Source organism: Streptomyces changanensis (assembly GCF_024600715.1).
GTDB lineage: Bacteria > Actinomycetota > Actinomycetes > Streptomycetales > Streptomycetaceae > Streptomyces > Streptomyces changanensis.
Genome location: NZ_CP102332.1, coordinates 3,813,606 through 3,827,395 on the forward strand (window position 1 = coordinate 3,813,606; position 13,790 = coordinate 3,827,395).

Below are 13,790 nucleotides of genomic sequence, written 5' to 3' on the forward strand. Positions count from 1 at the left end.
GCAGAGCAATGACCCAGACAGTCGCGGTCCTCGGCACCGGAAAGATCGGCGAGGCGCTCCTCAGCGGCATGATCCGGGCGGGCTGGCCCGCCGCCCACCTCCTCGTCACCGCCCGCCGTCCCGAGCGCGCCGAGGAGCTCCGCACCCGCTACGGCGTCGAGGCCGTCTCCAACGCCGACGCCGCCAAGCGCGCCGACACCCTCATCCTCGCCGTCAAGCCGCAGGACATGGGTCGGCTGCTGGACGAGCTCGCCCACCACGTCACCCCCGACCGCCTCGTCATCAGCGCCGCCGCCGGCATCACCACCGCGTTCATCGAGGAGCGCCTCGCCGCCGGCACCCCGGTCGTCCGCGTCATGCCGAACACCCCCGTCCTGGTCGACGAGGGGATGTCGGTCATCTCCGCCGGCAGCCACGCCACCGCCGGACACCTCAGCCACACCGAGGAGATCTTCGGCGGCGTCGGCAAGACCCTCCGCGTCCCCGAGTCGCAGCAGGACGCCGCGACCGCCCTGTCCGGCTCCGGCCCCGCCTACTTCTACTTCCTCGTCGAGGCGATGACCGACGCCGGCATCCTCCTCGGGCTCCCCCGCGCCCAGGCCCACGACCTCATCGTCCAGGCCGCCATCGGCGCCGCCGTGATGCTCCGCGACAGCGGCGAGCACCCCGTCAAACTCCGCGAGGCCGTCACCTCCCCGGCCGGCACCACCATCAGCGCCATCCGCGAGCTGGAGAACCACGGCGTACGCGCCGCCCTCATCGCCGCCCTGGAGGCCGCCCGCGACCGCAGCCGCGAGCTGGCCTCCGGCAACGGCTGACGCCCGCCGGCACCGGGCGGGGACACGGGGACACACGGCCCCGCCCCCACCCGGTCGCGCCCCCGGGTTCCGTCAGACGGGCGGCAGCAGTCCCACGGCCCGGTAGGCCCGGTCCACGACGGGCCGCGCGACCGCCCGGGCCCGCGCCGCGCCCTCCCGCAGCACCCCGTCCACGTACGACGGGTCGGCCACCAGCTCCGCGTGCCGCTCCCGCACCGGCCGCAGCAGCTCCACCACGGCCTCGGCGACGTCCCGCTTCACCGCCCCGTACGAGGAGTACCCCGCCGCCAGCTCCGCCGGGTCGCCCCCGCCGGTGCACGCGGCGAGCACCTCCAGCAGATTGGCGAGCCCCGGCCGCCCCGCCGGATCGTGGACGACGTCCCGGCCGCTGTCGGTGACGGCCCGCATGACCTTGCGGCGCACCGCGTCCGGTTCGTCGAGCAGATGGACGACACCCGGCCCGCCGCCCTCGGACTTGCCCATCTTCGCCGTCGGGTCCTGCAGGTCCATGACCCGTGCCGCCACCGCCGGACGGGTCGCGCGCGGCACGGTGAAGGTGTGCCCGTACCGCTGGTTGAACCGCACCGCGAGGTCCCGCGTCAGCTCGACGTGCTGCGCCTGGTCGTCGCCCACCGGCACCTCGTCCGTCGCGTACGCCAGGATGTCCGCCGCCATCAGCACCGGGTACGTCAGCAGCGACAGCCGCACACTGCCGCCCCTGCCGCGTTCGCGCGCCGCCTTCTCGCGGTACTGGATCATGCGCCGCATCTCGCCGTCGGTGGCCGTGCACTCCAACAGGTACGACAGCCGGGCGTGCTCGTCGACGTGGCTCTGCACGAAGAGCGTGCTCCGCTTCGGGTCGAGCCCCGCCGCGAGCAGCAGCGTCGCCGCCTGCCGGCTGAGCCGCCGCACGCGCGCGGGCTCGTGCTCGACGGTCAAGGCGTGCAGGTCGACCACCGAGAAGAGCGCGTCCGCCCGGTACTGGTCCTCCCGGACCCAGCGCCGTACCGCCCCGAGGTAGTTGCCCAGCGTCAGGTGGCCGGTCGGCTTCACACCACTGAAGACCCGTGTCACGTTCGTCCTCTCCCTCTCACTCCTGGCCGACCACCGCCCCGACGGCCGGCCCTCACGGGGAGGGGAAACACGAACGGCCGCCGGAGGCGGCGGCCGTCTGTCTGCATGCGTGTCAGCGCGGCCGCCCTCAGGCGGCCCACCACTGGAGGGTGCGCGCACACGCTGTCATGCCCCGAGCGTACGGGCCAGGGACCAGGGTTGACAGTGGTTTGTGTGCTGCGTAGTGTTCTCCGAGTTGTCCGACGTGAGCGCCGACCCAGGTCGGTCCCCGGACGGCCATTCCGCAAGACCCACCTCCAGCGAGCGACATTCCGTCGCGCCGCCAGGCGTGCGCTTTTGCGAAATGCAGAATCCGCGTTCGAAAGAGCGGGACCCGATTAGCGTCGGGGCCGGGGATTCGCTAGTGTTCACGACGTCGGAACGGCCGAAGGGCCGGAAAGACAACCCCCTCTGACTGGGAATCAGGCCCGAAAGGATCTGATAGAGTCGGAACCGCCGGAAAGGGAAACGCGAAAGCGGAGAACGGCCCGGCAGCCCGCTCCAGCGGGTGGCGGAAACGAGAAATCGGATCTGCTAGACTGGAAACACGAAAGACCGAAGGGAAGCGCCCGGAGGAAAGCCCGAGAGGGTGAGTACAAAGGAAGCGTCCGTTCCTTGAGAACTCAACAGCGTGCCAAAAATCAACGCCAGATTAGTTGATACCCCGTCTCCATCACGGAGATGAGGTTCCTTTGTAGAAAACACAGCGAGGATGCTGTGAACCGCGGGGGACTATTCCTCCCCCCGGTTCCGCTCAACGCGAGTGTCGACCCGATCACGGGTAAGCATTCACGGAGAGTTTGATCCTGGCTCAGGACGAACGCTGGCGGCGTGCTTAACACATGCAAGTCGAACGATGAACCCACTTCGGTGGGGGATTAGTGGCGAACGGGTGAGTAACACGTGGGCAATCTGCCCTTCACTCTGGGACAAGCCCTGGAAACGGGGTCTAATACCGGATACGACCACTTCAGGCATCTGATGGTGGTGGAAAGCTCCGGCGGTGAAGGATGAGCCCGCGGCCTATCAGCTTGTTGGTGGGGTAATGGCCCACCAAGGCGACGACGGGTAGCCGGCCTGAGAGGGCGACCGGCCACACTGGGACTGAGACACGGCCCAGACTCCTACGGGAGGCAGCAGTGGGGAATATTGCACAATGGGCGAAAGCCTGATGCAGCGACGCCGCGTGAGGGATGACGGCCTTCGGGTTGTAAACCTCTTTCAGCAGGGAAGAAGCGAAAGTGACGGTACCTGCAGAAGAAGCGCCGGCTAACTACGTGCCAGCAGCCGCGGTAATACGTAGGGCGCAAGCGTTGTCCGGAATTATTGGGCGTAAAGAGCTCGTAGGCGGCTTGTCACGTCGGATGTGAAAGCCCGGGGCTTAACCCCGGGTCTGCATTCGATACGGGCAGGCTAGAGTGTGGTAGGGGAGATCGGAATTCCTGGTGTAGCGGTGAAATGCGCAGATATCAGGAGGAACACCGGTGGCGAAGGCGGATCTCTGGGCCATTACTGACGCTGAGGAGCGAAAGCGTGGGGAGCGAACAGGATTAGATACCCTGGTAGTCCACGCCGTAAACGTTGGGAACTAGGTGTTGGCGACATTCCACGTCGTCGGTGCCGCAGCTAACGCATTAAGTTCCCCGCCTGGGGAGTACGGCCGCAAGGCTAAAACTCAAAGGAATTGACGGGGGCCCGCACAAGCAGCGGAGCATGTGGCTTAATTCGACGCAACGCGAAGAACCTTACCAAGGCTTGACATATACCGGAAACATCTAGAGATAGGTGCCCCTTGTGGTCGGTATACAGGTGGTGCATGGCTGTCGTCAGCTCGTGTCGTGAGATGTTGGGTTAAGTCCCGCAACGAGCGCAACCCTTGTTCTGTGTTGCCAGCATGCCCTTCGGGGTGATGGGGACTCACAGGAGACTGCCGGGGTCAACTCGGAGGAAGGTGGGGACGACGTCAAGTCATCATGCCCCTTATGTCTTGGGCTGCACACGTGCTACAATGGCCGGTACAAAGAGCTGCGAAGCCGTGAGGCGGAGCGAATCTCAAAAGCCGGTCTCAGTTCGGATTGGGGTCTGCAACTCGACCCCATGAAGTCGGAGTTGCTAGTAATCGCAGATCAGCATTGCTGCGGTGAATACGTTCCCGGGCCTTGTACACACCGCCCGTCACGTCACGAAAGTCGGTAACACCCGAAGCCGGTGGCCCAACCCCTTGTGGGAGGGAGCTGTCGAAGGTGGGACTGGCGATTGGGACGAAGTCGTAACAAGGTAGCCGTACCGGAAGGTGCGGCTGGATCACCTCCTTTCTAAGGAGCACTTCTCACCAGTTTCGGCTGGTCAGAGGCCAGTACATCGGCGTACGTCCGATGCTGGTTGCTCAAGGGTGGAACGTTGATTATTCGGCACGATGAGTGAGAGTCACCAGTACTGCTTCGGCGTGGAACGTGAACTTGAGCTGGTCGTGTCGGGCACGCTGTTGGGTGTCTGAGGGTGCGAGCGTTGCTCGCCCTTCTGCGATGCCGGCCCCAGTGAACCGGACCTAAGGGTTCGGGTGATGGGTGGCTGGTCGTTGCTTGAGAACTGCACAGTGGACGCGAGCATCTGTGGCCAAGTTTTTAAGGGCGCACGGTGGATGCCTTGGCACCAGGAACCGATGAAGGACGTGGGAGGCCACGATAGTCCCCGGGGAGCCGTCAACCAGGCTTTGATCCGGGGGTTTCCGAATGGGGAAACCCGGCAGTCGTCATGGGCTGTCACCCGCTGCTGAACACATAGGCAGTGTGGAGGGAACGAGGGGAAGTGAAACATCTCAGTACCCTCAGGAAGAGAAAACAACCGTGATTCCGGGAGTAGTGGCGAGCGAAACCGGATGAGGCCAAACCGTATGCGTGTGATACCCGGCAGGGGTTGCGCATGCGGGGTTGTGGGATCTCTCTTTCACAGTCTGCCGGCTGTGAGACGAGTCAGAAACCGTATGGATAGGCGAAGGACATGCGAAAGGTCCGGCGTAGAGGGTAAGACCCCGTAGCTGAAATTCATGCGGCTCGTTTGAGAGACACCCAAGTAGCACGGGGCCCGAGAAATCCCGTGTGAATCTGGCGGGACCACCCGTTAAGCCTAAATATTCCCTGGTGACCGATAGCGGATAGTACCGTGAGGGAATGGTGAAAAGTACCGCGGGAGCGGAGTGAAATAGTACCTGAAACCGTGTGCCTACAAGCCGTGGGAGCGTCGGATGCAAGCTTGCTTGTATCTCGTGACTGCGTGCCTTTTGAAGAATGAGCCTGCGAGTTTGCGGTGTGTTGCGAGGTTAACCCGTGTGGGGAAGCCGTAGCGAAAGCGAGTCCGAACAGGGCGATTCAGTAGCGCGCTCAAGACCCGAAGCGGAGTGATCTAGCCATGGGCAGGTTGAAGCGGAGGTAAGACTTCGTGGAGGACCGAACCCACCAGGGTTGAAAACCTGGGGGATGACCTGTGGTTAGGGGTGAAAGGCCAATCAAACTCCGTGATAGCTGGTTCTCCCCGAAATGCATTTAGGTGCAGCGTCGTGTGTTTCTTGCCGGAGGTAGAGCACTGGATAGGCGATGGGCCCTACCGGGTTACTGACCTTAGCCAAACTCCGAATGCCGGTAAGTGAGAGCGCGGCAGTGAGACTGTGGGGGATAAGCTCCATGGTCGAGAGGGAAACAGCCCAGAGCATCGACTAAGGCCCCTAAGCGTACGCTAAGTGGGAAAGGATGTGGAGTCGCAGAGACAACCAGGAGGTTGGCTTAGAAGCAGCCACCCTTGAAAGAGTGCGTAATAGCTCACTGGTCAAGTGATTCCGCGCCGACAATGTAGCGGGGCTCAAGCGTACCGCCGAAGTCGTGTCATTGCAGTACATACCCCCAACGGGGACTGTGATGGGTAGGGGAGCGTCGTGTGCCGGGTGAAGCAGCCGCGGAAGCGAGTTGTGGACGGTTCACGAGTGAGAATGCAGGCATGAGTAGCGATACACACGTGAGAAACGTGTGCGCCGATTGACTAAGGGTTCCTGGGTCAAGCTGATCTGCCCAGGGTAAGTCGGGACCTAAGGCGAGGCCGACAGGCGTAGTCGATGGACAACCGGTTGATATTCCGGTACCCGCTTTGAAACGCCCAATATCGAACCAGGCGATGCTAAGTCCGTGAAGCCGCCCTGGAGCCTTCGGGCAAAGGGGAGTGGTGGAGCCGACGGACCAGACCTGTAGTAGGTAAGCGATGGGGTGACGCAGGAAGGTAGTCCAGCCCGGGCGGTGGTTGTCCCGGGGTAAGGGTGTAGGCCGTGTGATAGGCAAATCCGTCACACATTGAGGCTGAGACCTGATGCCGAGCCGATTGTGGTGAAGTGGATGATCCTATGCTGTCGAGAAAAGCCTCTAGCGAGTTTCATGGCGGCCCGTACCCTAAACCGACTCAGGTGGTCAGGTAGAGAATACCGAGGCGTTCGGGTGAACTATGGTTAAGGAACTCGGCAAAATGCCCCCGTAACTTCGGGAGAAGGGGGGCCATCACTGGTGAGAGCACGTGCTGCTCGAGCTGGGGGTGGCCGCAGAGACCAGCGAGAAGCGACTGTTTACTAAAAACACAGGTCCGTGCGAAGCCGTAAGGCGATGTATACGGACTGACGCCTGCCCGGTGCTGGAACGTTAAGGGGACCGGTTAGCTCCATTTCGGTGGGGCGAAGCTGAGAACTTAAGCGCCAGTAAACGGCGGTGGTAACTATAACCATCCTAAGGTAGCGAAATTCCTTGTCGGGTAAGTTCCGACCTGCACGAATGGCGTAACGACTTCTCGACTGTCTCAACCATAGGCCCGGTGAAATTGCACTACGAGTAAAGATGCTCGTTTCGCGCAGCAGGACGGAAAGACCCCGGGACCTTTACTACAGTTTGATATTGGTGTTCGGTTCGGCTTGTGTAGGATAGGTGGGAGACTGTGAAGCTTGGACGCCAGTTCAGGTGGAGTCGCCGTTGAAATACCACTCTGGTCGTGCTGGATGTCTAACCTGGGTCCGTGATCCGGATCAGGGACAGTGTCTGATGGGTAGTTTAACTGGGGCGGTTGCCTCCTAAAGGGTAACGGAGGCGCCCAAAGGTTCCCTCAGCCTGGTTGGCAATCAGGTGTTGAGTGTAAGTGCACAAGGGAGCTTGACTGTGAGACCGACGGGTCGAGCAGGGACGAAAGTCGGGACTAGTGATCCGGCGGTGGCTTGTGGAAGCGCCGTCGCTCAACGGATAAAAGGTACCCCGGGGATAACAGGCTGATCTTCCCCAAGAGTCCATATCGACGGGATGGTTTGGCACCTCGATGTCGGCTCGTCGCATCCTGGGGCTGGAGTCGGTCCCAAGGGTTGGGCTGTTCGCCCATTAAAGCGGTACGCGAGCTGGGTTTAGAACGTCGTGAGACAGTTCGGTCCCTATCCGCTGTGCGCGTAGGAATATTGAGAAGGGCTGTCCCTAGTACGAGAGGACCGGGACGGACGAACCTCTGGTGTGCCAGTTGTCCTGCCAAGGGCATGGCTGGTTGGCTACGTTCGGGAGGGATAACCGCTGAAAGCATCTAAGCGGGAAGCCTGCTTCGAGATGAGTATTCCCACCTCCTTGAGAGGGTAAGGCTCCCAGTAGACGACTGGGTTGATAGGCCGGATATGGAAGCCCAGTAATGGGTGGAGTTGACCGGTACTAATAGGCCGAGGGCTTGTCCTCAGTTGCTCGCGTCCACTGTGTTAGTTCTGAAGTAACGAACTCCCAATCTGCCGGTTGGTTGTAGGTCGATATCTTCATAGTGTTTCGGTGGTCATAGCGTTAGGGAAACGCCCGGTTACATTTCGAACCCGGAAGCTAAGCCTTTCAGCGCCGATGGTACTGCAGGGGGGACCCTGTGGGAGAGTAGGACACCGCCGAACAAATTGTGGCCCCGGCCCCGAGGAATCCGTTCCTCGGGGCCGGGGCTTTTTTGCGTCTAGGGTGATTCCATGCGCTACGACCTGGTCATATTCGACAACGACGGCGTCCTCGTGGACAGCGAGCCCATCTCCAACGCCATCCTGGCCGGCTATCTGACCGAACTCGGACACCCCACCACGTACGAGGAGTCCCTGCGGGACTACATGGGCGGGGCCATGCACCGCGTCCACGACACCGTCCTCGAACGGACCGGGCAGCAGCTGCCCGACGACTTCGACCGGACCTTCCACACCCGCGTCTTCGCCGCCTTCGAGCGGGACCTCACCGCCGTCACCGGCGTCACCGACACCCTCGGCAGGATCGCCGCCGCCGGGGTCCCCTACTGCGTCGCCTCCTCCGGCAGTCACGAACGCATCCGCGTCGGCCACCGCAGGACCGGCCTCGACCTCTGGTTCGCCCCCGACGCCGTCTTCAGCGCCCAGGACGTCGGCCGCGGCAAACCCGCCCCCGACCTCTTCCTCCACGCCGCCCGGCGCATGGGCGTCGCCCCCGAGCGCTGCGTCGTCATCGAGGACAGCCCCCTCGGCGTGCAGGCCGCCAACGCCGCCGGCATGGACGTGTACGCGTACACCGGCATGAGCGCCGCCGCCCGACTCCCCGGCGCGACCGGGTACTTCGGCGACATGGCCCAGCTGCCCGACCTCGTCCTGTGACAGGCCTGTCCACGGCCTGACCCCCGACGTACCCTTTCCGGCCATGACCGATGCGGCGACCGAGGCGGGACTGCGGCGCGGGCGGAGGGCGCTGGCCTTCACCTTCCTCGCCCAGGGCATCACCTTCGCCCTGCTCGTCACCCGCGTCCCCGCCGTCCAGAGCCGCTACGGCATTTCCGACACCGTCCTCCCCGCCCTCCTCGCCGCCGTGCCCCTCCTCGCCGGCGTCGGCAGCCTCACCGCAGGGACGCTCGTCACCCGCGTCCCCGCCCGCACCGTCCTGCGGTGCAGCCAGCCGCTGGTCCTGCTCGCCCTCCTGGCCGTCGCCGCCGGACACCACCCCTGGCACCTCGCCGTCGCCCTCGGCGCCTTCGGCCTGGCCGTCGGCGCACTCGACGCCTCCATGAACATGCTCGGCGTCAGCCTCCAACAGGCCCACGGTCAAAGCATCATGCTCGGTTTCCACGCCGCGTACAGCCTCGGCGGGATCGTCGGAGCCACCCTCGCCTGGGCCGCCGTACGGGCCGGACTGCCCCTCGGCGCCTCCTACGCCCCCGTCGTGCTCGTCCTGCTGCCCGCGCTCCTCCTCACGGGCCGCCGCTGCACCGACGGCGCCACGGTCCCGCACACGCCCCACGAGACCCCCAGGGCCGCCACCACGGCCGCCCGACGCCCGCCCGCCGCCCCGGTGGCGGGCGGGAGGACGCTCGCGCCGCTGTGCGTCGTCATGGCCGTCGCCTACATCGGCGACGCCACCGTCTCCAACTGGAGCGCCACCTACCTCCGGGACGTCCTCGGCGGCTCCGAGGCGCTCGCGACCCTCCCGTACAACGCCTACGCGGCCACCACCCTCGTCGGACGGGCCGTCGGCGACCGGACCGTACGGCGGTTCGGGGCGCCGGCCGTCGTACGGGGTGGCGCGCTCCTCGCCGCCGGCGGGTTCGCGGTCGTCGCCGCGGCCCCCGGGCCCCTCACCGGACTCGCCGGGTTCACCGTGCTCGGCCTCGGCCTGAGCGTCCTCGTCCCGCAGACCTTCGCCGCCGCGGGGCGGGCAGCCGAGGACCGCGGCCCCGGCGCCACCGACGCCGCCGTCGCCCGGCTCAACGTCTTCACCTACCTCGGCCACCTCGTCGGGGCGCCCCTCGTCGGCGCGCTCGGCGCGGCGTGGAGCCACCGGGGCGCCATGGCCGTACCGCTCGTCCTCGTCCTCCTCACCCTCGCGCACGCCCGGTCGTTCACGGGACAACCAGACCGATACGGTGGCGGTCATGAGCGGCCGCGCACTGTTGATGTGGGATGACGCAGTAACCGGGTACGACTTCGGGCCCAGCCACCCGATGGACCCGGTACGGCTCGCGCTGACCATGGAGTTGGTGCGGGCCTTCGGGCTCGACCGGTCCGTCGACGTGGTGTCGGCCAAGCCCGCGGGGGACTCGACGCTGCGGCTCGTCCACCGCGAGGACTACGTGGCCGCCGTCCGCGCCGCGTCCGCCGACCCCACCCACGCCGACCAGGACTACGGGCTCGGCACGCTCGACGACCCGGCGTTCGCCGGGATGCACGAGGCGTCCGCGCTGATCGCCGGGCTCTCCGTCGGCGCCGCCGAGGCGGTGTGGCGCGGCACCGCCACCCGGGCCGTCAACTTCACCGGCGGCCTCCACCACGCCATGCCCGGCGCCGCCGCCGGCTTCTGCGTCTACAACGACGCGTCCCTCGCCATCGCCCGGCTCCTGGAACTCGGGGCCGAACGCGTCGCCTACCTCGACGTCGACGTCCACCACGGCGACGGCGTGCAGACCGCGTTCTGGGACGACCCCCGCGTCCTCACCATCTCCCTCCACGAACACCCCCGCACGCTCTTCCCCGGCACCGGTTGGCCCGAGGAGACCGGCGCCCAGGGCCCCGCCGAGGGAACCGCCGTCAACGTCGCCCTGCCCGCCGGCACCGGCGACGCCGGCTGGCTGCGCGCCTTCCACGCCGTCGTCCCCGAGCTGCTCGCCGAGTTCCGGCCCCAGGTCCTCGTCACCCAGCACGGCGCCGACACCCACTTCGAGGACCCGCTCGCCCACCTCGCCGTCTCCCTCGACGCCCAGCGGGCCGTGCAGTTGGCGTGCCGCGGGCTCGCCGACGAGCACGTCGAGAACGGCCGCTGGGTCGCGCTCGGCGGTGGTGGATACGCGGTCGTCGACGTCGTACCGCGGTCCTGGACGCACCTCGTCGCCATCGTCGCCGGAGCGGACGTGCCCCCCGCGACGCACGTCCCGCCGTCCTGGCGCGACCTCGTGTACGCGCGGACCCGGCAGCCCGCCCCACGGCGGATGACCGACGGCCGGTGGCCCGTCACCTGGCGGGCCTGGGAGGACGGCTACGACCCGGAGGACCGGCTCGACCAAGCCGTCCTCGCCACCCGCCGGGCCGCCTTCCCGCTGCGCGGGCTCCTCGTCTGACCGGCCCCGCCCACCGGCACTCCGCCGGAAGCCCGCCGGCGTTACGCCGACCGTGCGCAGCCCCGGGGATTCCGGCGCGCGGTGCCGTCCGGTGCGGCAGCATCGACGGGGTGCTGACGACCGCGGCGCTGCGCGCGCACCTGCTGGCGGCCGGGCTGGCCGGCCCCGTGGCCACCCTCCGCGAACGGAGCCTGCGCAACTACCGGCTGTTCGCCGCCGGCGACCCACGGGCCACCCTGGGGCTCGACCCCGACCGGCCCTGGGACGAGACGGCCCTGCTGCGGCTCATGGCGGAGAAGTGCGGCGTGTCCCCCGACCCCCGGCACCGCACCGGCGCCGACGTCATCGACCCCGACCGCACCCTGCGCGCCCTGGACGCCTTCGCCGAACGGCTCGCCGCCGCGGCCGCGCGCGGCGCCCCCGTCCTCTTCGGCACCGGCCACCCCCACCGACTCCTGCCGTTCTACGCCATGTTGGCAGACGCCATGTCGTCGGCAGGATGTCTCGTTCTCACCCCCGCGCAGGGGAGATGTGTCGACATAACGACCCGATTGGGCCTACGCACGTACAACCTCGACTACGTACGGGGAGTCGCGCTGGTGCGGGAACCGCAGGTCGCGGGCGCCGGTTGTGAGCCGGGCGCACACACCCACTCGCCGCTGCCCGTACGGGTCGCGCTGGGGGCCGCGACCGAGGGTGACGGGCCTCTCCCGGAGCTGGTCGTGGGGGACCACGGATGGGTCTGCGGGGCAGGTCAGCTGGGCATCGAGGCCATCGGGCTGGCCGACGCGGACGACCCCGCGCCGTTCGTCGCGGAGGCCGAGGGGCGGGTCGCCGTGACCGTGCCGCTCGACGACGGCGTGCGGTCCGATTACTACCGCCCGCTCACTCGCTATGTACTCAATCGGGCGTGTCTGTCACAGTAGGCGGCGGATGGCTGCTCCTCTTCCCCACCCGTATCAACCGCCCCTAGTCTGGGGAGTGAGCGCACAGCGACGAAGAGTCACCGGAGGGGAAGCCGGTGGCGTCATGTGCGGAAGGTACAGGTGGGTCATGGTTGCTGCTGGCGAGACACCTCTCAACGAGGTCAAGTTCCTGACCGTGGCAGAAGTTGCCTCGGTGATGCGCGTATCGAAGATGACCGTGTACCGGTTGGTGCACAGCGGTCATTTGCCGGCCATCCGGGTGGGGAGGTCCTTCCGGGTGCCGGAGCAGGCGGTGCACGAGTACCTCCGCGAGTCCTTCGTGGGGGTGGAGACCGCATAGTGCGGAGTCCCGTCCCCCTCGGATTACGACCTCGGCGCTTCGACGGGTAGGCTAGGCCGACGTAGGTCGTGTGGGCCCAGACGCCCCGCACCGAGATCCCCGCTCATGCGGGGGTGTTCCGAGAAGTGAGCGAGGGTAGTCGTGGGCTCTGTTATCAAGAAGCGGCGCAAGCGGATGGCGAAGAAGAAGCACCGCAAGCTTCTGAAGCGCACCCGTGTGCAGCGTCGTAACAAGAAGTAAGCGGCGGCTTCACGTGCGCCTCGCGGCCCTCCCACCGGTGACGGTGGGAGGGCCGCGGTCATGTCCGGGGCGGTCCCGGCGGCTCTCGGTTCCGGACGTTTCCGCGTCGATGGTCGTCACAGCGCGACAGCCACCCGCTACGGTGGCAGCCACACGCTCGGGACCGAACGGGAGGCGCTGATCTTGGGCAGGGTCGTGCTCGTCACCGGGGTGGCCCGGCCGCTCGCCGGCCGTTTCGTACGGCGCGTCACCCGCGATCCCGACGTCGACCGCGTCATCGGGGTGGACGCCGTCGCCCCCGCCCATTCGCTCGGCGGCGCCCTCTTCGTCCGCGCGGACATCCGGCAGCCCGTCTTCGGGCGCCTCCTCGCCGAGCACACGGTGGACACGGTCGTCCACATGGACGTGTCGGCGACCCCGCTGGGCGGCGGCGGCCGGACCGCGGTCAAGGAGACCAACGTCATCGGCACGATGCAGCTGCTCGGCGCCTGCCAGAAGTGCCCCACGGTCAGCCGGCTCGTCGTCCGCTCCAGCACCGGCGTCTACGGCTCCGCCCCGCGCGACCCCGCCGTCTTCACCGAGACGACGCCGCCCAAGTCGCTGCCGGGCGGCGGCTTCGCGAAGGACGTCGCCGAGGTCGAGGGGTACGTACGGGGCTTCGCCCGGCGCCGCCCCGACGTCGCCGTGTGCGTGCTGCGCTTCGCGAACATCCTCGGCCCCGGGGCCGACTCCCCGCTCGCCGAGTACTTCTCGCTTCCCGTGCTGCCGACCGTCCTCGGGTACGACCCGCGCCTCCAGTTCGTCCACGAGGACGACGTACTGGACGTGCTGCGGATCGCCTCGTCGGAGCCGCGCCGGGCCACGCTCAACAGCGGCACCTTCAACGTCGCGGGCGACGGCGTGCTGACGCTCTCTCAGTGCGCGAGGCGGCTCGGCCGGCCGACCGTGCCCGTACTGCCGCCGGCCGTCACCTGGGTGGGCACGGCGCTGCGGGCCGTCGGCCTGAGCGACTTCTCGCCCGAGCAGGTCCGGCTGCTGACGCACGGCCGGGTGGTCAGCACGACGCAGATGCGCGAGACCCTGGGCTTCACGCCCACGTACACCACGGCGGAGACCTTCGCGGACTTCGTCCGCCACCGGGGCCCGGGCATCCTGCCCCCCGCCGCCATCACGGCGGCGGTCGACGGTCTGGCCGCCCGACTCGGTGACGGCGTCGCCCAGTGGACGGCGAAGCGGTCGTGACGGCGCGGCGCGGGC

General features: G+C 66.9%; 9 protein-coding genes and 3 rRNA genes. 11 read left to right on the forward strand and 1 reads right to left on the reverse strand.

Annotated features, from left to right (window positions below):
• Window positions 1-8: 8 nt before the first annotated feature.
• Window positions 9-818 (forward strand): pyrroline-5-carboxylate reductase, encoded by an 810-nt coding sequence (gene proC, locus NRO40_RS17015; RefSeq protein ID WP_058942863.1) that lies wholly within the window; start codon window positions 9-11, stop codon window positions 816-818.
• 72 nt (window positions 819-890) lie between these two features.
• Here the strand turns inward: proC and trpS are convergent, their stop codons facing one another.
• Window positions 891-1,892, reverse strand: coding sequence for a tryptophan--tRNA ligase (gene trpS / locus NRO40_RS17020; protein ID WP_058942864.1), 1,002 nt, complete (start codon window positions 1,890-1,892; stop codon window positions 891-893).
• A gap of 827 nt (window positions 1,893-2,719) precedes the next feature.
• On the opposite strand from trpS, the gene NRO40_RS17025 reads away from it, so the two are divergent.
• From NRO40_RS17025 to NRO40_RS17070, 10 genes are all read left to right on the forward strand, one after another.
• Window positions 2,720-4,246: ribosomal RNA gene (locus NRO40_RS17025) — 16S ribosomal RNA — on the forward strand.
• Between the two features lie 299 nt (window positions 4,247-4,545).
• Window positions 4,546-7,666 (forward strand): 23S ribosomal RNA (locus tag NRO40_RS17030).
• 83 nt (window positions 7,667-7,749) lie between these two features.
• Window positions 7,750-7,866 (forward strand): 5S ribosomal RNA (gene rrf / locus NRO40_RS17035).
• Together the 16S, 23S and 5S rRNA genes form the textbook arrangement of a ribosomal RNA operon.
• Before the next feature lie 69 nt (window positions 7,867-7,935).
• Window positions 7,936-8,580 carry an HAD family hydrolase gene (locus NRO40_RS17040; RefSeq protein WP_058944280.1) on the forward strand — a complete coding sequence of 215 codons (645 nt, stop codon included), beginning with the start codon at window positions 7,936-7,938 and terminating at the stop codon, window positions 8,578-8,580.
• Window positions 8,581-8,623: 43 nt separating this feature from the next.
• On the forward strand, window positions 8,624-9,880 hold the full coding sequence (locus tag NRO40_RS17045; RefSeq protein WP_058944279.1) for an MFS transporter: 1,257 nt from the start codon (window positions 8,624-8,626) through the stop codon (window positions 9,878-9,880).
• Window positions 9,849-11,027, forward strand: coding sequence for an acetoin utilization protein AcuC (locus tag NRO40_RS17050; RefSeq protein ID WP_079047366.1), 1,179 nt, complete (start codon window positions 9,849-9,851; stop codon window positions 11,025-11,027). The genes NRO40_RS17045 and NRO40_RS17050 overlap by 32 nt, the downstream gene beginning before the upstream one ends.
• A 110-nt stretch (window positions 11,028-11,137) precedes the next feature.
• Window positions 11,138-11,953: a phosphatase gene (locus NRO40_RS17055; protein WP_058944277.1), complete on the forward strand. Its 816-nt coding sequence runs from the start codon at window positions 11,138-11,140 to the stop codon at window positions 11,951-11,953.
• 127 nt (window positions 11,954-12,080) lie between these two features.
• Window positions 12,081-12,293: a helix-turn-helix domain-containing protein gene (locus NRO40_RS17060; RefSeq protein ID WP_058944276.1), complete on the forward strand. Its 213-nt coding sequence runs from the start codon at window positions 12,081-12,083 to the stop codon at window positions 12,291-12,293.
• A 141-nt stretch (window positions 12,294-12,434) separates the two neighbouring features.
• The gene (locus NRO40_RS17065; protein WP_003948845.1) at window positions 12,435-12,533 is read left to right on the forward strand and encodes a 30S ribosomal protein bS22; all 99 of its coding nucleotides are present in this window, start codon (window positions 12,435-12,437) and stop codon (window positions 12,531-12,533) included.
• Window positions 12,534-12,716: 183 nt separating this feature from the next.
• Window positions 12,717-13,775, forward strand: coding sequence for an NAD-dependent epimerase/dehydratase family protein (locus NRO40_RS17070; RefSeq protein WP_058944275.1), 1,059 nt, complete (start codon window positions 12,717-12,719; stop codon window positions 13,773-13,775).
• Window positions 13,776-13,790 lie beyond the last annotated feature (15 nt).